This is a genomic window from Streptomyces sp. NPDC003042, assembly GCF_053591315.1.
This window is the reverse complement of record NZ_JBSFTP010000020.1, coordinates 40,511-57,969: the sequence shown is the minus strand read 5'-3', so window position 1 is coordinate 57,969 and position 17,459 is coordinate 40,511. Positions and strand designations below refer to the sequence as shown.

Sequence of the window (17,459 nt, the reverse complement as noted above, 5' to 3'; positions counted from 1 at the left end):
AATAGATCGACCAACATCGGAGGAGGCACCCGCCATGTCAGGACCCCGCCCCGTACGGGCCGCGCGAGGCACCGAGCTCAGCACCCTGGGATGGCAGCAGGAGGCCGCGCTGCGGATGCTCCAGAACAACCTCGACCCCGAGGTCGCCGAGCACCCCGACAAGCTGGTCGTCTACGGCGGCACTGGCAAGGCCGCGCGCGACTGGCGCTCGTACGACGCGATGGTCCGCACCCTCCGGACCCTCAAGCAGGACGAGACGATGCTCGTCCAGTCCGGCCGCCCGGTCGGCGTGATGCAGACCCACGAGTGGGCGCCGCGCGTCCTGCTCGCGAACTCCAACCTGGTCGGCGACTGGGCCAACTGGGAGGAGTTCCGCCGCCTGGAGCACCTGGGCCTGACCATGTACGGGCAGATGACCGCCGGTTCGTGGATCTACATCGGCACGCAGGGCATCCTCCAGGGCACCTACGAGACCTTCGCGGCCGTCGCGGCCAAGCTGCATTCAATTGGCAAAGGTGTCAACGGAACTCTGGCCGGCACCATCACCCTGACCGCCGGACTCGGCGGCATGGGCGGCGCCCAGCCGCTGGCCGTGACGATGAACGACGGCGTCGCGATCTGCGTCGACGTCGACCCGCGCGCCATCGACCGCCGCATCGAGCACCGCTACCTGGACGTGAAGGCCGACAACCTGCGCCACGCCCTCCAGCTCGCCGTCGAGGCCCGCGACGCCCGCAAGCCCCTCTCCATCGGCCTGCTCGGCAACGCCGCCGACCTGCTCCCGCAGATGCTGGCCGAGGGCGCGCCGATCGACATCGTGACCGACCAGACCTCGGCGCACGACCCGCTCGCCTACCTCCCCACGGGCGTCGACTTCGACGACATGGCCTCCTACGCCGCCAAGGACCCGGCGGGCTTCACCACCCGCGCCCGCGAGTCCATGGCCCGCCACGTCGAGGCCATGGTCGGCTTCATGGACGCCGGCGCCGAGGTCTTCGACTACGGCAACTCCATCCGCGGCGAGGCCCAGCTGGCCGGCTACGACCGCGCCTTCGCCTTCCCCGGCTTCGTCCCCGCCTACATCCGGCCGCTGTTCTGCGAGGGCAAGGGCCCCTTCCGCTGGGCGGCGCTCTCCGGCGAGGCCTCGGACATCCACAAGACCGACAAGGCGCTTCTCGAACTCTTCCCCGAGAACGAGTCCCTCCACCGCTGGATCAAGATGGCGGGCGAGCGGGTCCACTTCCAGGGCCTGCCCGCGCGGATCTGCTGGCTCGGCTACGGCGAGCGCGACAAGGCCGGCGAGCGCTTCAACGACATGGTCGCCTCCGGCGAGCTGGCCGCCCCGCTGGTCATCGGCCGCGACCACCTCGACTGCGGCTCGGTGGCCTCCCCGTACCGCGAGACCGAGGCCATGCTCGACGGCTCCGACGCCATCGCCGACTGGCCGCTGCTCAACGCCATGGTGAACGTCGCCTCCGGCGCCTCCTGGGTCTCCATCCACCACGGCGGCGGCGTCGGCATGGGCCGCTCGATCCACGCGGGCCAGGTCACCGTCGCCGACGGCACCCCGCTCGCCGGCGAGAAGATCCGCCGCGTCCTGACCAACGACCCCGGCATGGGCGTCATCCGCCACGTCGACGCCGGCTACGACATCGCCGAAGAGGTGGCGGCCGAGCGCGACGTCCGCATCCCCATGCGCGAGGGTGACACCGCGTGAATGAGGGTCCCTCCTTCCACCGCATGTGGGCCGAGCTCGCGCCCATCGGCCGCCACGCGGACTCCGGCGGGTACCGCCGGTACGCGTGGACGGGCGCCGACGCCGACTGCCGGACCTGGTTCCAGGCGCAGGCCGAGGCGCGCGGTCTGACGTACGAGACCGACCGCAACGGCAACCAGTGGGCCTGGCTCGGCGACCCCCTGGCCGGCGACGCCGTGGTCACCGGCTCGCACCTGGACTCCGTCCCCGACGGCGGGGCCTTCGACGGCCCCCTCGGGGTGGTGTCCTCCTTCGCTGCCCTGGACGAACTCCGCGGGCGGGGAGTGGAGTTCTCCAGGCCGCTGGCCATCACCAACTTCGGTGACGAGGAGGGGGCGCGCTTCGGCCTCGCCTGCGTCGGCTCCCGGCTCGCCGCCGGACAGCTGACCAAGGAGAAGGCGTACGCGCTGCGCGACGCCGACGGCATCACGCTGCCCCAGGCCATGGAGGCCGCCGGGTACGACCCCGAGACGATCGGGGCCGACCCCGAACGGCTGGGCCGGATCGGCGCCTTCGTCGAGCTGCACGTCGAACAGGGCCGCGCGCTCGACCTGTCGGGGGACCGCGTCGGCATCGCCTCCGCGATCTGGCCGCACGGCCGCTGGCGGTTCGACTTCCGCGGAGAGGCCAACCACGCGGGCACCACCCGCCTGGTGGACCGCCGCGACCCGATGCTCACGTACGCGGCGACCGTCCTGGCCGCCCGCCGGGAGGCGGCCCTCGCCGGGGCCGTCGCCACCTTCGGGAAGATCGCGGTCGAACCGAACGGGGTCAACGCCATCCCGTCCCTCGTGCGCGGCTGGCTCGACTCCCGGGCCGCCGACCAGGCCACCCTCGACACGGTCGTCACCGCCGTCGAGAAGGCCGCCCGCGAGCGCGCCGACCAGGACGGCATCGACCTGGACATCGTCCGGGAGTCCTTCACCCCGGTCGTCGAATTCGAGCACGCCCTGCGCGACGAGCTGAACCGGCTCCTGGGCGGGGCCGTCCCCGTCCTCGGCACCGGGGCGGGACACGACGCCGGGATCCTCTCCGCCGCCGTCCCGACCGCGATGCTGTTCGTACGCAACCCCACCGGCGTCTCGCACTCGCCGAGGGAGTTCGCCGCCGAGGACGACTGCGTGGCCGGCGTCCTCGCCCTCGCCGACGTACTGGAAGGACTCGCGTGCCGCTGAAGACGTATTGGCTGGAACACGCCTGGCTCGGCACCCACGTCGAGCCGGGCGTCGCCCTGGCCGTGTCGGCCGACGGCCACATCGCCGACCTGTGCACCGGCGTGGCCACCCCGCCGCCGGGTGCGGAGCCCCTGCGCGGCCTGACGATCCCAGGCCTGGCCAACGCCCACAGCCATGCCTTCCACCGCGCGCTGAGGGGGAGCGTCCAGGTCGGCTCCGGCACCTTCTGGACGTGGCGCGACATCATGTACAAGGTCGCCCAGAACCTCACCCCGGACAGCTACTTCGCGCTCGCGCGCGCCGTGTACGCCGAGATGGCCCTGGCCGGCATCACCAACGTCGGCGAGTTCCACTACGTCCACCACGCCCCCGGCGGGACCCCCTACGCCGACCCGAACGCCATGGGCGAGGCCCTGATCGAGGCGGCCGCGGCGGCCGGCATCCGGATCACCCTGCTGGACACCGCGTACCTGTCCGCGGGCTTCGGGGAGGCCCCGAACCCGCACCAGCTGCGCTTCTGCGACGGCACCGCCGACGCCTGGGCCGAGCGCGTGAGCGCCCTCAAGCCCCGCGAACACGCCCTGATCGGCGCCGCGATCCACTCCGTGCGGGCCGTGCCGGCCGGACAGCTCGCCACCGTCGCCGCCTGGGCCGAGGAGCGCCGGGCCCCCCTGCACGTGCACCTCTCCGAGCAGACCGCCGAGAACGACGCCTGCGAGGCCGCCCACGGCCGCACCCCCACCCAGCTCCTCGCCGACCACGGCGTGCTCGGCCCGCGCACCACCGGCGTGCACAACACCCACCTCACCGACACGGACATCGCCCTCCTCGGTGGCACCACCACCGGCACCTGCATGTGCCCCACCACCGAACGCGACCTCGCCGACGGCATCGGCCCCGCCACCCGGCTCCAGCACGCGGGCAGCCCGCTCTCGCTGGGCAGCGACAGCCATGCCGTGATCGACCTGTTCGAAGAGGCCCGCGCGATGGAGCTGAACGAGCGCCTGCGCAGCCGCACCCGAGGCCACTGGACGGCGAACGCCCTGCTGGCCGCCGCGACCACCGACGGCCACGCGGCCCTCGGCCGCCCCGGCGCGGGCCGCTTGGAGGCGGGCGCGCTCGCGGACTTCACCACGATCGCCCTGGACTCCGTCAGGACGGCCGGACCGCTGCCCCAGCTGGGCGCCGAGACGGCCGTATTCGCCGCCTCCGCGGCCGACGTACGCCACACCGTGGTCGCGGGCCGTCACATCGTCCGCGACGGGGCGCACACCCTGGTCCCGGACGTCCCCGCAGCCCTGGCCGAATCCATCGCAGCCGTCCGCGGCTGAAGGAGTACAGGACCCCCATGACCACGGTCATCACCAACATCGCCAGCCTGGTCACCAACGACCCCTCCCTCGGTGACGGTTCTCCCCTCGGTCTGATCCAGGACGCGGCGGTCGTCATCGACGGCGACCGCATCGCCTGGGTCGGTGCTTCCAGCAAAGCACCCGCCACTGACAACGCCTTCGACGCCACCGGCCGGGCCCTGATCCCGGGCTTCGTCGACTCCCACTCGCACCTCGTCTTCGCGGGCGACCGCACCGCCGAGTTCAACGCCCGGATGTCGGGACGCGGCTACACCGCCGGAGGCATCCGCACCACCGTCGCCGCCACCCGCGCCGCGACCGACGCCGAACTCGAAGCCAACCTGCTGCGCCACCTCCACGAGGCCCGCCGCCAGGGCACCACCACCTTCGAGACCAAGTCCGGCTACGGCCTGACCGTCGCCGACGAGGCCCGCGCCCTGCGCATCGCCGCCGCGCACACCGAGGAGGTCACCTACCTCGGCGCGCACATCGTGTCCCCCGACTACGCCGAGAGGCCGGCGGGGGCCGCGGAATACGTAGCCCTCGTCACCGGCGAGATGCTGGCGGCCTGCGCCCCGTACGCCCGCTGGGTGGACGTCTTCTGCGAGAAGGGCGCCTTCGACGGCGACCAGGCCCGCGCCATCCTCACCGCGGGCGCCGCCGCCGGGCTGATCCCGCGCATCCACGCCAACCAGCTCTCCCACGGCCCCGGCGTGCAGCTCGCCGTGGAGCTGGAGGCCGCCTCCGCCGACCACTGCACCCACCTCACCGACGCCGACGTCGACGCCCTCGGCCAGGCCGCCGCCACGACGGTGGCCACCCTGCTGCCCGGCGCCGAGTTCTCCACCCGCGCCCCCTGGCCCGACGCCCGCCGCCTGCTCGCCGCGGGGGCCACCGTCGCCCTGTCCACGGACTGCAACCCCGGTTCCTCCTACACCAGTTCGATGCCGTTCTGCATCGCCCTCGCCGTCCGTGACATGCGGATGACCCCCGACGAAGCCCTGTGGTCCGCCACCGCCGGCGGTGCCCGCGCCCTGCGCCGCACCGACATCGGCCGCGTCGCCCCCGGCGCCCGCGCCGACCTGGCCCTCCTCGACGCCCCCAGCCACGTCCACCTCGCCTACCGTCCGGGCGTCCCGCTCGTCTCCGCCGTCTGGCAGCGCGGGGTCCGCGCCGCCTGACCGGGCGCCCTGACCGGGCCGCCTGAGGCCCCTCCGATACGGCGCGTCCTTTGTCTTCCCTCCACAAGGTCCCGGGCGTACCTTGAGCCACCCATCTGATGTGTCGTCAGTAACTTGTGGCCCGAGGGGAAGACGAAGGTGTCCGACCGGAAACGCTCCACCGCGCTCGCACTGGCCTCCGCGCTGGCCGGATCGGCGGTCCTGCTGGCAGCCCCCGCGGCCCACGCCGACGTGGTCGACGTCGCGTACGACTGCAAGACCCCGATCGGGGACAAGTCGGCCGTCTCGCCCATCGACATCAAGGCCGTCAAGGAAGGCGACGCCTACAAGCTGACGATGTCCTTCCAGAAGGGCGTCTCCTCCAGCCCCATCGAGCTCGGCAAGGGCGCGATGAGTCCCAGCGCCGTCATCATGGCCGACGGCGCCGAGAAGGTCCCGGTCCCGGTCTCCGGACCGCCCAACCCCGAGGCCGCCCCCGCCAACACCCCCATCAAGATCACCGACCTCTCGGGCACCTACACGCCCAAGAAGAGCGGCAAGGTCACCTTCACCGCGGGCGTCCTCACCATCAAGGCCATGGGGACCACCACCACCTGCACCCCCGGCAACAGCCCCAAGCCCTCCCTGGAGCTGGACGTGACCGCGGCCGGCGGAGCCGGGGACACGGCCCCGCGGCCCGGCGCCGCCACCGGCGGCACCCTCCCGCAGACCGGACCCGCCGACTCCGCCCTCGCCCTCGGCACCCTCGGCGCCACCGTGCTGCTCTCCGGCGCCGCCGGCGTGCTCTGGCTGACCCGGCGCGGCCGGGAGGCCCAGCGGACCCGGTCCTGAAACGGAGCAGCCCCGGCCATGCCCCTGCTCCACACCCTCCAGCGGCTCGGCGCCGTACTGGTCACCGCCGCCGTCCTGTACGGCGCCGCGCCCGCGCCCGCGGCCGGCGCCGACGAGCCCGGCTGGACCGCCGAGCCGGCCGCCGGGCGCCCCGGCGCCGCGCGCCCGTACTTCTACCTCGCCGGCCACCCCGCCGCCGTGCTGGAGGACCGCCTCACCCTGGCCAACACCACCGACCAGGAGCGCACCGTCACCCTGCGCGGGGCCGACGCCCACAACACCGAGGACGGCGCCTTCGCGGTGCGCCCCGCCGCGGAATCGAGCGGCGCGGGCTCCTGGATCAGCTTCGGCGGCGCCGCCACGGTCCGGATCCCGCCCCGCACCCGCGCCACGGTCCCCTTCACCGTGACCGTGCCGCCCTCCTCCGCCCCCGGCGACCACCCGGCCGCCGTCGTCGCCGCCGAAGGCGGCCGAGAGGTGGGCGTACGCGTCCACCTGCGGGTCAGCGGCCCGACGCTGGCCGCCCTCACCGTCGAGGACGTCTCCGTACGCGGCAGGGGCGCGGCCACCGTCATCGCCTACACCCTGGTCAACCGGGGCAACGTGGCCCTCGCGCCCGAACTCGCCGTCCGCGCCGACGGCCGCTTCGGCAAGGTCCCCGGCCGCGCCGCCCGCGCCCTGCCGGTGGAGCTGCTGCCCGGCCAGCGGGTCGGGCTCACCGAACCCTGGCCCGGCGCACCGGTCTTCGACGAGGCCGACCTCACCCTCACCGTCACCGCCCCCGGCGGCGCCCGGGCCACCGCCACCGCCTCGGCGTGGTTCGTGCCCTGGGGGATCGCGGCCTGGACCGGCGGCGGGCTGCTCGCGCTCGGCGGGACCACGCTGGCCGCGCTGCTCCTCGTACGGACCCGGCGTACGGACGGGGGCCCCGTGGAACACGCGGACGCAGGCGAACACGTCCGGGCACCGCACGACGAGCTGACGGGAGCATCCAGGTGAGCCGCACGGCCGGCGCGAAGGCCCCATCCCTCCTCGCCGCGATCGCCCTGGCCCTGGCCCTGGCGGTTGCCGGCGGGGCCCCGGCCGCCGCCGACGAGGGCAAGGCCGCAGCGGCGCTCTCGCTCCAGGAGGCCGCCAAGGGCACCGAGATCACCGTCACCGGCACCGGCTGGCGGCCCAGGACGCTGGTGATGCTGCTGGTCTGCGGGCAGAACATGATCGGCGGCACCAACAGCTGCGCCAACGCCGACGGCGTCGCCGTCGCGGTGGCCGACGACGGCCGCTTCGCCGCCCAGCTGCCGGTGGTGGCCCCGCCCAAGCCCTGCCCCTGCGTCGTGAACGTGACCTCCGTCAACGGGGACCAGTCCACCGTCGCCATCCCGCTGAAGATCACCGACCATCCGGTGGCCGAACTGCCCGCCGAGTCCGGGACGGCCCGGCTCGCGATGCTCACCGGGGTCCGGCTGAGGGGCGAGGACGGGGTGCTGACCTGGTTCGGCGCGCCGCCCAGCCGCAGGTTCACCGTCACCGTCGGGAACCTCGGCTCCGCTCCGGTCAAGGACCCGGTCTTCCAGCTCGGCACGGCCCACGGGGTCTACGCCCCGGTGTGGGAGGAGGCCCGGTGGAAGGGGACCATCGCGCCCGGCGGCAAGGCCGAGATCGAGCTGGACGTGGCGCTGTCGGCCGGTGCCCACGGCGACTACACGGTCTCCCTCAAGTACGGCGACACGGTCGTGGCCACCCAGCCGTGGGGCGTGGACCGCCCGTACGGGGTGCTGCTGTTCTGGGGCCTGCTGCTGGTGGTGATCCCGACCGCGGTCTTCCGTATCGGCATGGCCGTCGTCGACAGGGTCCGCCCGCGCGCCGCGGGCGCCGGCAGCCGGCACGCGAAGGCCCCGGCCCTCGACGCGCCGACCGCGGAACCCACCCGGACCACCACGGCGGTTCTGCCGTGGTTCGCACCACACGCACCACACGCACCACAGACGTCCGCACCGTCTGAGAACAGTCCGACGACGAAGGGACAGGCGTGAAGACCCAACGGAGGGTGAGTGCGGCCACGGTCGCGCTGCTGTTCGGCGGCGCGGGCATCCTGCTGGCGGCGAGCCCCGCCCAGGCGGCCGAGGTCTCCTACAAGGTGGAGTGCATCCCGCCGGCCGGAGGCGGGGGCCCGGTCCAGGGCACGACGACCGTCTCGATCACGGCGCCGGCGACCGCGAAGGTAGGTGACGAGGTGGAGGTGGTCTGGAAGACCGTCAAACCCGCCTCGAACAACACCGACCTCATGGACCTGGGCAAGGACACCGTCAAGCCCACGGGCTACGTGAAGCTCGGCGGCGCGCTGACGACGGAGGTGAAGCTGGAGGGTGAGCGGAAGAACCCGCCCATCCCCAAGAAGGCCCCCATGGTCATGTCCGACATGAAGGGCAAGATCAAGCTGACCAAGGCCGGGGACGTCACGATCACGCCCGGCAAGTACGACGTGGACTTCAGCGGCTTCATCACGAAGTGCTCGCCGAAGGAGACGGTCGGCGTCGGCGCCACCATCAAGGTCACCGAGGGCGGCGGTACGAACGGCGGCACGACGAGCGGCGGCGGCACGACCAGCGGCGGTACGACCAGTGGTGGTTCCACCAGCGGCGGTACGACCAGCGGCGGCTCCACGAGCGGCGGTACGACCAGCGGCGGCTCCACGAGCGGCGGCACCACCGGCACCACCGGCGGCGGCGGCGGCCAGACCGACTTCCCCGGCAAGCCCGTCGAGGTCGCCTACGACTGCGGCGCCGTCGTCCCCGGGGGCATCAAGACCCCGGTCACGATCAACGCCAAGAAGAACGGCGGAAGCTACGACCTGACCGTCAAGACCGCCAAGGGCGCGATGGCCGCGCCCATGGCCCTGCCCGCCGGGGCCCTCAAGCCCTCGATGCAGATCAAGCTCGGCGGCGCCGACAGCGGCACGGTCAAGGTCTCCGGCCCGGCCAACGCGGAGCCGATCCCGGACAAGGCCCCGGTCAGCCTCAGCGACATGACCGGCACCTACAAGCCCGGCAAGACCGGCAAGGTGACGCTGAGCCCGGACCAGCTGACGATCGACGTCACGATGGCCCCCGGCGCGACGCCGATCGTCGTCCCCTGCAAGGCGAACAGCAGCGGCGTCTCGCTGGAGCTGGACACCACCGCCCAGGCGGGCGGCAGCCAGTCCGGCGGCACCTCGGGCGCCGCCACCGGCGGCGGCCTCGCCGATACCGGCGCGGACGACGAGGGCGGCGTCCAGGCCCTCGCCCTGGTCGCCGGCACGGTGATCCTGCTGGGCGGCGCGGTCTTCACGTTCACCCCGTGGCGCCGCCTGCGCGGCACGCGGTAGCGCCGGAACGGAAACGACAACGGCCCGGCACACCCCAAAGGGTGTGCCGGGCCGCTTCGCGCGAAGGGGTCGCGTCAGTGCACGCCGCCCATGAGGGGCTGGACCTTCTTGCGGTACATGTAGATCGCGATACCCGCGAGCACGGCGAGCGCGCCCTGGCTGGCGAACCAGCCCTGGGTGTCGGTCGGGGCACCGAGCAGCTGGAGCAGCGCGATGGTGGAGTCACCGGCGGTGACCGCGAGGAAGAAGACACCCATCATCTGGGAGGCGTACTTCTGCGGGGCCAGCTTGGTGGTCAGCGACAGGCCGACCGGGGAGAGGCACAGCTCGCCGACGGTCTGCACGAAGTAGACCGAGACCAGCCACATCGGGCTGACCTTGCCGTCGGCGGCCAGGCCCTGGGCCATCATCATGATGCCGAACGAGAAGCCGATGACGACCAGCGCGAAGGAGAACTTCGCGAGCGTGCTCGGCTCCTTCTCGCGGCGGTTCATCGCCACCCAGAACCAGGCGAAGAGCGGCGCCAGCGCCATCACGAACAGCGGGTTCAGCGACTGGAACCAGCTCTCCGGGAAGCTGAAGCCGAACAGGCTGCTCTCGGTGCTGTCCTTGGCGAACAGCGACAGCGTCGAACCGGTCTGGTCGTAGATCGCCCAGAAGATCGCGGCGGCGGCGAAGAACCACACGTACGCGGACATCCGCGAGCGCTCGACCGTCGAGAGGTCCTTGTCGTGCTTGATGCGCATGATCGCCCACGCCGGCAGGACGAGGCCCGCGATGGTCAGCGGCCACAGGGCGTAGTTGATCGTGAAGATGCCGGCCAGGCCGATGATCGCGTAGGCGGCGGCGGCGACGCCGAGCCAGATCAGGCCCTTCTTGAGCACCGAGGACTTCTCGGCGGCGCTCAGCGGGGAGGGGACCTGGTTCGAGACCGGGTTCAGGTGGCGGAAGCCGATGAAGTAGCAGAGGAGGCCGATGGCCATGCCGACACCGGCCATCGCGAAGCCGAGGTGCCAGTCGACCTTCTGGCCGACCCAGCCGATGGTCAGCGGGGCGACGAAGGCACCGAGGTTGATGCCCATGTAGAAGATCGTGAAGCCGCCGTCGCGACGCGGGTCGTTCTTGTCCGTGTACAGCTGGCCGACCATCGTGGAGATGTTGGCCTTCAGCACACCGGAACCGGCGGCGATGAGCGCCAGGCCGATGAAGAACGAGACGGTCGCCGGCACCGCGAGCAGGAAGTGGCCCGTCATGATGACGACACCCGCGACGGCCACGGCCTTGCGGGCACCCCAGACGCGGTCGCCCAGCCAGCCGCCCGGAAGGGCGAGCAGGTAGACCATCGCGTTGTAGACGGAGTAGATCGCGACCGCGGTCGCGTCATTCATCCCGAGACCACCGTCGGCCACGTTCGTGGCCAGGTAGAGCACGAGCAGAGCGCGCATGCCGTAGAAGCTGTACCGCTCCCACATCTCGGTCATGAAGAGGAAGGCCAGGCCGGTGGGGTGGCCGAGGAAGGTCTTCTCGCCGGTACCGGCCGAGTCCTTCGTCAGGCTGGAAGCCATCGTCGATCCTTGCTTGCTCGGGACGCGCTTCGCTTCGTGAGCTCCATCAGCGCCCGGGGAGGGGTGGCCGGCACCGGCGACGGTCTGATCCGTCACCGGGATCCACGCCCGTCACGCATCGTTCGCGCGAAGGGCCCGGCCCACTGGTCAATCACCGTCATCGCGGCCGGACAGGGCAGTCCGTCAGGTCAGCCCGTCAGGGCTGCCAAACCGGCCAGGACAGAATGAAGAGACCTTCAGCTCGTTTTTCGGCATAAAGGTCCCTCGGTAGTGCATCAGGCGTCTCGCCACCATACGACACGACAGTGCGGCATATGGAAGGACTTGAGATATGGATCACAGGCTTCCAGGGAACCGTTTGCCCCCTGTTCGAAGGCTGCATGCGTCCATAAGCCCAGATCCGGAGGGCTCCGAGGGCAGGCCCCTCGATTCGGTCGCCGCGGACTACCATCACCCACATGACGCGTGTACTGCTCGCCGAGGACGACGCATCCATCTCGGAGCCCCTGGCCCGCGCCCTGCGCCGGGAGGGTTACGAGGTCGAGGTGCGGGAGGACGGCCCCACCGCACTGGACGCCGGACTGCAGGGCGGCATCGACCTCGTCGTCCTGGATCTCGGGCTGCCCGGCATGGACGGCCTGGAGGTCGCCCGGCGGCTGCGCGCCGAGGGCCACGGCTTCCCGATCCTGGTCCTGACCGCCCGCGCCGACGAGGTGGACACGGTCGTCGGCCTGGACGCCGGCGCCGACGACTACGTGACCAAGCCCTTCCGCCTCGCCGAGCTGCTGGCCCGCGTACGGGCCCTGCTGCGGCGCGGCGCCGCCGAGGCCGCCCAGCCCCCCGCCACCCACGGCGTGCGCATCGACGTCGAGTCGCACCGTGCCTGGATGGGGGAGGAGGAGCTCCAGCTCACGGCCAAGGAGTTCGACCTGCTGCGCGTCCTGGTCCGGGACGCCGGCCGGGTCGTCACGCGCGACCAGCTGATGCGCGAGGTCTGGGACACCACCTGGTGGTCCTCCACCAAGACCCTCGACATGCACATCTCGTGGCTCCGCAAGAAGCTGGGCGACGACGCCGCCAACCCGCGCTACATCGCCACCGTCCGGGGCGTCGGCTTCCGCTTCGAGAAGAGCTGACCCACTCCCAAGGCTTTCCGAGGTCCTCCACGCCATGCGCCGCCGCCTGATCAACTCCACGCTCGCCGTGGTGCTCGTCGTGATCGCCGTGTTCGGGGTCTCCCTGGTCATCGTGGAGACCCGGACCATCACCAGCAGCGCCCAGGACCGGATCGAGTCCGAGGCGGTGCGGCTGCTGGGCATCGTCGAGACCGACGCGCTGGAGCGCCGACCCGTCGACGCCGCCGCGCTCGCCGAGCTGCTGGACCACGGCACGTACGCCCGGATCACCGTCCCCGGGCAGCCGGACGTCGAGGTCGGCAAGAAGATCGACGAGAGCGTCATCCGCGGCACCGCACACGGCGAACGGGGCCGGACGGTCGTCGTCGAGGAAGCCCGCTCCACCGTGACGAACGAGGTCGGGCGGACCCTGGCCGTCGTCGGCGCGGTGGCGCTGCTGGCCGTCGTGGCGGCCGTACTGCTCGCCGTACGCCAGGCCAACCGGCTGGCCTCCCCGCTCACCGACCTCGCCGAGACGGCCGAGCGGCTCGGATCGGGCGACCCGCGGCCCCGGCACAAGCGCTACGGGGTTCCCGAGCTGGACCGGGTCGCGGACGTACTGGACGCCAGCGCCGAGCGGATCGGCCGGATGCTCACCGCCGAACGGCGGCTCGCCGCGGACGCCTCGCACCAGCTGCGGACCCCGCTGACGGCCCTTTCGATGCGGCTGGAGGAGATCACGGTCGCCGAGGACCTGGCGACCGTACGGGAGGAGGCGACGATCGCCCTCACCCAGGTGGAGCGGCTCACGGACGTGGTGCAGCGGCTGCTGACGAACTCGCGGGACCCGCGGACCGGCTCGGCGGTCTCCTTCGACCTGGACGAGGTCGTCAAACAGCAGGTGGAGGAGTGGCGGCCTGCCTACCGCAGCGCCGGACGGGCCATCGTGCGCTCCGGGAAGACGGGCATGCGCGCCGTGGGCACTCCGGGAGCGGTGTCTCAGGTCCTGGCGACCCTCGTGGAGAACGCCCTGATGCACGGGGGCGGCACGGTCGCGCTGCGCACCCGGGTGACCGGCAACCAGGCGGTGCTGGAGGTCACGGACGAGGGGCCCGGCGTCCCGCCGGACCTCGGCAACCGGATCTTCGAGCGGGCCATCAGCGGCCGCAACTCCACCGGGATCGGCCTGGCCGTGGCCCGGGACCTCGCGGAGGCCGACGGCGGGCGGCTGGAGCTGCTCCAGACCAAGCCGCCGGTGTTCGCCCTCTTCCTCAGTCGTACGACGCCCGAGCGGACGGACCCCGAGCGGACCGTGCGCTGAGGGGCTCGGCCGAGGGGTTCGGTTGAGGGGCTCGGCCGAGGGGTTCGGTCGAGGGGCTTACTTGGCGGCGGGCTCGGGGGCGCGGGGGCCGACCGGGGCCTCCGGTACCGCCAGGGCGTCCGCCGTATCGTGCTGCTCGACGACCAGCGAGGGCGCGGCGGGCGTCGGCAGGGCCGTGAAGACCCAGGTCCGGTAGGACCAGAAGCGGAAGACGGTGGCGATGCCCATGCCGAGGAACTTGAAGATGTTGTTCTGCAGCGAGCTGTCCCAGCCGAAGCCGTACGTCGCCGCGTAGAGCACGCCGCTCTCGATGACCATGCCGATGCCGCTGAAGACCACGAAGAGGGTCATCTCGCGCCTGCGGCTGCCGAGGTCCCGGTCGCGGTACGTGAAGTAGCGGAAACCTATGTAATTGGTGACGATGGCCACCACGATGGCTATGACGTTCGCGCGCACGGTCTGCAGCTCGGTCGTGCTGCGGAGCAGGTTGAAGATGCCGAAATTGACGAGGACGCCCAGTCCGCCGACCGCGCCGAACTTGATGACCTCCCGGGCCAGGCCGCGGAGGCGCTCGGACAGCCGTGCTGCTTTCGGCGTGCTCATGTGATGGCCCAGTCCTGTCCGTGGAAGACGTCAACCCATCCATGGTAAGTGGGCCTCCACCGTCCGGCCGTTCCTTCACCCCCGTGCGACGCACGGCACACCGAGCCCTCCGGGCCACGTCCGGATGGCGCAATACCGCCGGATACCCTGGAGAGGTGACGTTCCCGGTAGTCGGCATGGTCGGCGGCGGACAGCTCGCCCGCATGACCCACGAGGCGGGCATCCCCCTCGGCATCAGATTCAAGCTCCTCAGTGACACCCCAGAGGACTCGGCGGCCCAGGTCGTGAGCGACGTCGTCATCGGCGACTATCGCGATCTGGAGACGCTGCGCGCCTTCGCGCGCGGCTGCGACGTGATCACCTTCGATCACGAGCACGTACCCACCGAGCACCTCCGGGCCCTGGAAGCGGACGGCATCCCCGTCCGCCCGGGGCCCGACGCGTTGGTGCACGCCCAGGACAAGGGGGTGATGCGCGCCAAGCTCGACGAGATCGGCGCGCCCAGCCCCCGCCACCGGATCGTGCGCGATCCGGCGGACGCGGCGGCCTTCGCGGACGAGGTGGGCGGCTTCCCCGTCATCCTCAAGACGGTGCGCGGCGGGTACGACGGCAAGGGCGTGTGGTTCGTCCGCACCCCGGAGGACGCGGAGGCCCCCTTCAAGGCGGGAGTCCCCGTCCTCGCGGAGGAGAAGGTCGATTACGTCCGCGAGCTCGCGGCCAACATCGTCCGCTCCCCGCACGGCCAGGCGGTGGCCTACCCCGTCGTCGAGTCCATCCAGGTCGACGGCGTGTGCGACACGGTGATCGCCCCCGCCCCGAACCTCTCCGAGAAGCTGGCGGGCGAGGCCCAGGCCCTGGCCCTGCGCATCGCCCAGGAGCTCGGCGTGACCGGACACATGGCCGTGGAGCTCTTCGAGACCACCGACGGCCGCATCCTGGTCAACGAACTGGCCATGCGCCCGCACAACAGCGGCCACTGGACCCAGGACGGCGCCGTCACCTCCCAGTTCGCCAACCACGTCCGTGCGGTCCTGGACCTCCCGCTGGGCGACCCGCGCCCGCGCGCCCGCTGGACGGTCATGGCCAATGTGCTCGGCGGGGACTACCCCGACATGTACGGCGCGTACCTGCACTGCATGGCCCACGATCCGCAGCTGAAGATCCACATGTACGGCAAGGACGTGAAACACGGCCGCAAGGTCGGCCACGTCAACACCTACGGCGACGACCTGGACGATGTGCTGGAGCGCGCACGTCACGCAGCCGGCTACCTCAGAGGAACGATCACGGCATGAGCACCCCCACCGCTGGTCCCGTCATCGGCATCGTCATGGGTTCGGACTCCGACTGGCCGGTCATGGAGGCCGCCGCCCAGGCACTGGACGAGTTCGAGATCCCGTACGAGGTCGACGTCGTCTCCGCCCACCGCATGCCGCGCGAGATGGTCGCGTACGGCGAGCAGGCCGACGGGCGCGGCCTGAAGGCGATCATCGCGGGCGCGGGCGGAGCCGCCCACCTGCCCGGCATGCTCGCCTCCGTCACCCCGCTGCCGGTCATCGGTGTACCGGTGCCGCTGAAGTACCTCGACGGCATGGACTCCCTGCTGTCGATCGTCCAGATGCCCGCCGGAGTTCCCGTCGCCACCGTCTCCGTCGGCGGCGCGCGCAACGCGGGCCTGCTCGCCGTACGGATGCTGGCCGCGCACGACCCGGAGCTGATGGCCCGGATGCGCGAATTCCAGCAGGAGCTGAACGACCAGGCCACCGAGAAGGGCAAGCGGCTGCGCGCGAAGGTCGCGGGCACCGAGCCCTTCGGATTCGGCAAGTGAGCGCGGCGCAGCGCCTGGACGAGGCGCGTGAGCTGCTGGCGGAACACCCCGTCGTGGACGGCCACAACGACCTCCCCTGGGCGCTGCGCAGTGGGGTCTCCCCGGCGGGAGCCAGGGGAAAGGTGCGCTACGACCTCGACCACCGCGACATCGCGGGCGACCAGTCCGCCCACCTGCACACCGACATCCCCCGGCTGCGCGCCGGCGGAGTCGGCGCGCAGTTCTGGTCCGTCTACGTACGCTCCGACTACGCCGGCGACCAGGCGGTCAGCGCCACCCTCGAACAGATCGACGCCGTCGCCCAGCTGATCGACCGTTACCCCCGCGACCTCGCACGGGCGCTGACGGCGGACGACATGGAGGCGGCGCGCGCCGAGGGCCGGATCGCCTCGCTGATGGGCGCCGAAGGCGGCCACTCCATCAACAACTCGCTGGCCACCCTGCGCGCGCTGCACCAGCTGGGCGTGCGCTACATGACGCTCACGCACAACGACACGATCGACTGGGCGGACTCGGCGACCGACGAGCCCCGCCACGGCGGCCTCACCGACTTCGGCCGCGAGGTCGTGCGCGAGATGAACCGCGTCGGCATGCTCGTCGACCTCTCGCACGTGGCCGCCACCACCATGCGCGACGCGCTCGCGGTCTCCACCGCGCCGGTTATCTTCTCGCACTCGTCCGCGCGGGCGGTCTGCGACCACCCGCGCAACATCCCGGACGACGTGCTGGCACTGCTCCCCGCCAACGGCGGGGTCGCGATGGCCACCTTCGTGCCCAAGTTCGTCCTCCAGGCGGCGGTCGACTGGACCCTGGCCGCCGACGAGAACCTGCGTGCCCACGGCCTCCACCACCTCGACACCAGCCCCGAGGCGATGGCCCTGCACCGGGCCTTCGAGGCGCGGCGCCCGCGCCCGGCGGCCACGGCCGCGACGGTGGCCGACCACCTGGACCACATGCGCGAGGTGGCCGGCGTGGACCACATCGGCATCGGCGGGGACTACGACGGCACGGCCTTCACCCCGTCCGGCCTGGACGACGTCTCCGGCTACCCGAACCTGATCGCGGAGCTGCTGGAGCGAGGCTGGTCGCGGGACGACCTGGCGAAGCTGACCTGGTCCAACGCGGTACGGGCGCTGCGCGACGCGGAAGCGGTCTCCCGAGACCTCACGGCATCCCGCGGCCCCTCGAACGCCTGCCTCTGACCCTCCGGGGCCCCGCGCCCCTACAGCCTCGCCAGGGGGCACCTCCCAGCGGTAGCTGGGGGAGTTTGAGGCGCGGGGTCTGGGGCGGAGCCCCAGGGTCTTTGAGCCCCGCCGGCGTCTGAGGCGGAATCGGAGAAGGGGCGGGGCGGGGAGAGCCTCCGCGCAG

The 17,459-nt window shown here is 72.1% G+C and carries 15 protein-coding genes; 13 read left to right on the top strand and 2 right to left on the bottom strand.

Going from position 1 to position 17,459, the window contains the following annotated elements:
* The first annotated feature begins 34 nt into the window (after window positions 1-34).
* The 8 genes from hutU to ACWDYJ_RS13690 all read left to right on the top strand — a co-directional run bounded on the left by hutU (window position 35) and on the right by ACWDYJ_RS13690 (window position 9,659).
* On the top strand, window positions 35-1,717 hold the full coding sequence (hutU, locus tag ACWDYJ_RS13725) for a urocanate hydratase (RefSeq protein WP_451565706.1): 1,683 nt from the start codon (window positions 35-37) through the stop codon (window positions 1,715-1,717).
* Between the two features lie 23 nt (window positions 1,718-1,740).
* Window positions 1,741-2,931: an allantoate amidohydrolase gene (locus ACWDYJ_RS13720; RefSeq protein WP_451565730.1), complete on the top strand. Its 1,191-nt coding sequence runs from the start codon at window positions 1,741-1,743 to the stop codon at window positions 2,929-2,931.
* Window positions 2,922-4,262: a formimidoylglutamate deiminase gene (locus ACWDYJ_RS13715; protein ID WP_451565705.1), complete on the top strand. Its 1,341-nt coding sequence runs from the start codon at window positions 2,922-2,924 to the stop codon at window positions 4,260-4,262. The genes ACWDYJ_RS13720 and ACWDYJ_RS13715 overlap by 10 nt, the downstream gene beginning before the upstream one ends.
* Before the next feature lie 17 nt (window positions 4,263-4,279).
* The gene (gene hutI / locus ACWDYJ_RS13710; RefSeq protein WP_451565704.1) at window positions 4,280-5,464 is read left to right on the top strand and encodes an imidazolonepropionase; all 1,185 of its coding nucleotides are present in this window, start codon (window positions 4,280-4,282) and stop codon (window positions 5,462-5,464) included.
* A gap of 138 nt (window positions 5,465-5,602) precedes the next feature.
* Window positions 5,603-6,295, top strand: coding sequence for an LPXTG cell wall anchor domain-containing protein (locus ACWDYJ_RS13705; protein ID WP_451565703.1), 693 nt, complete (start codon window positions 5,603-5,605; stop codon window positions 6,293-6,295).
* A gap of 18 nt (window positions 6,296-6,313) precedes the next feature.
* The gene (locus ACWDYJ_RS13700; RefSeq protein ID WP_451565702.1) at window positions 6,314-7,294 is read left to right on the top strand and encodes a COG1470 family protein; all 981 of its coding nucleotides are present in this window, start codon (window positions 6,314-6,316) and stop codon (window positions 7,292-7,294) included.
* The gene (locus tag ACWDYJ_RS13695) at window positions 7,291-8,328 is read left to right on the top strand and encodes a hypothetical protein (RefSeq protein ID WP_451565701.1); all 1,038 of its coding nucleotides are present in this window, start codon (window positions 7,291-7,293) and stop codon (window positions 8,326-8,328) included. The genes ACWDYJ_RS13700 and ACWDYJ_RS13695 overlap by 4 nt, the downstream gene beginning before the upstream one ends.
* A 14-nt stretch (window positions 8,329-8,342) precedes the next feature.
* A complete protein-coding gene (locus tag ACWDYJ_RS13690; RefSeq protein ID WP_451565700.1) occupies window positions 8,343-9,659 on the top strand; it encodes a hypothetical protein in 1,317 nt (438 codons plus the stop codon).
* Between the two features lie 74 nt (window positions 9,660-9,733).
* Here ACWDYJ_RS13690 and ACWDYJ_RS13685 read toward each other — a convergent pair whose 3' ends face one another.
* The gene (locus tag ACWDYJ_RS13685; RefSeq protein ID WP_451565699.1) at window positions 9,734-11,224 is read right to left on the bottom strand and encodes a peptide MFS transporter; all 1,491 of its coding nucleotides are present in this window, start codon (window positions 11,222-11,224) and stop codon (window positions 9,734-9,736) included.
* A 458-nt stretch (window positions 11,225-11,682) separates the two neighbouring features.
* Between ACWDYJ_RS13685 and ACWDYJ_RS13680 the strand changes: the two genes are divergently transcribed.
* On the top strand, window positions 11,683-12,360 hold the full coding sequence (locus ACWDYJ_RS13680; RefSeq protein ID WP_451565698.1) for a response regulator transcription factor: 678 nt from the start codon (window positions 11,683-11,685) through the stop codon (window positions 12,358-12,360).
* Between the two features lie 34 nt (window positions 12,361-12,394).
* A complete protein-coding gene (locus tag ACWDYJ_RS13675; RefSeq protein ID WP_451565697.1) occupies window positions 12,395-13,660 on the top strand; it encodes an ATP-binding protein in 1,266 nt (421 codons plus the stop codon).
* Between the two features lie 57 nt (window positions 13,661-13,717).
* On the opposite strand, the gene ACWDYJ_RS13670 is transcribed toward ACWDYJ_RS13675, so the two are convergent.
* On the bottom strand, window positions 13,718-14,263 hold the full coding sequence (locus tag ACWDYJ_RS13670) for a GtrA family protein (RefSeq protein ID WP_451565696.1): 546 nt from the start codon (window positions 14,261-14,263) through the stop codon (window positions 13,718-13,720).
* A gap of 41 nt (window positions 14,264-14,304) precedes the next feature.
* Here ACWDYJ_RS13670 and ACWDYJ_RS13665 point away from each other — a divergent pair, with 41 nt between their 5' ends.
* The 3 genes from ACWDYJ_RS13665 to ACWDYJ_RS13655 are packed head-to-tail and all read left to right on the top strand — an operon-like array spanning window position 14,305 to window position 17,293.
* On the top strand, window positions 14,305-15,558 hold the full coding sequence (locus tag ACWDYJ_RS13665) for a 5-(carboxyamino)imidazole ribonucleotide synthase (protein WP_451565695.1): 1,254 nt from the start codon (window positions 14,305-14,307) through the stop codon (window positions 15,556-15,558).
* A complete protein-coding gene (gene purE, locus ACWDYJ_RS13660; RefSeq protein WP_451565694.1) occupies window positions 15,555-16,091 on the top strand; it encodes a 5-(carboxyamino)imidazole ribonucleotide mutase in 537 nt (178 codons plus the stop codon). Before ACWDYJ_RS13665 ends, purE begins: the two co-directional genes overlap by 4 nt.
* A complete protein-coding gene (locus ACWDYJ_RS13655) occupies window positions 16,088-17,293 on the top strand; it encodes a dipeptidase (protein ID WP_451565693.1) in 1,206 nt (401 codons plus the stop codon). The genes purE and ACWDYJ_RS13655 overlap by 4 nt, the downstream gene beginning before the upstream one ends.
* Window positions 17,294-17,459: the final 166 nt, after the last annotated feature.

Bases quoted from the DNA above. Each gene is read 5' to 3' on its own strand.
- hutU (WP_451565706.1), top strand. From the start codon at position 35: ATGTCAGGACCCCGCCCCGTACGGGCCGCGCGAGGCACCGAGCTCAGC.
- ACWDYJ_RS13720 (WP_451565730.1), top strand. From the start codon at position 1,741: ATGTGGGCCGAGCTCGCGCCCATCGGCCGCCACGCGGACTCCGGCGGG.
- hutI (WP_451565704.1), top strand. From the start codon at position 4,280: ATGACCACGGTCATCACCAACATCGCCAGCCTGGTCACCAACGACCCC.
- ACWDYJ_RS13700 (WP_451565702.1), top strand. From the start codon at position 6,314: ATGCCCCTGCTCCACACCCTCCAGCGGCTCGGCGCCGTACTGGTCACC.
- ACWDYJ_RS13685 (WP_451565699.1), bottom strand. From the start codon at position 11,224: ATGGCTTCCAGCCTGACGAAGGACTCGGCCGGTACCGGCGAGAAGACC.
- ACWDYJ_RS13680 (WP_451565698.1), top strand. From the start codon at position 11,683: ATGACGCGTGTACTGCTCGCCGAGGACGACGCATCCATCTCGGAGCCC.
- ACWDYJ_RS13675 (WP_451565697.1), top strand. From the start codon at position 12,395: ATGCGCCGCCGCCTGATCAACTCCACGCTCGCCGTGGTGCTCGTCGTG.
- ACWDYJ_RS13670 (WP_451565696.1), bottom strand. From the start codon at position 14,263: ATGAGCACGCCGAAAGCAGCACGGCTGTCCGAGCGCCTCCGCGGCCTG.
- ACWDYJ_RS13665 (WP_451565695.1), top strand. From the start codon at position 14,305: ATGGTAAGTGGGCCTCCACCGTCCGGCCGTTCCTTCACCCCCGTGCGA.
- purE (WP_451565694.1), top strand. From the start codon at position 15,555: ATGAGCACCCCCACCGCTGGTCCCGTCATCGGCATCGTCATGGGTTCG.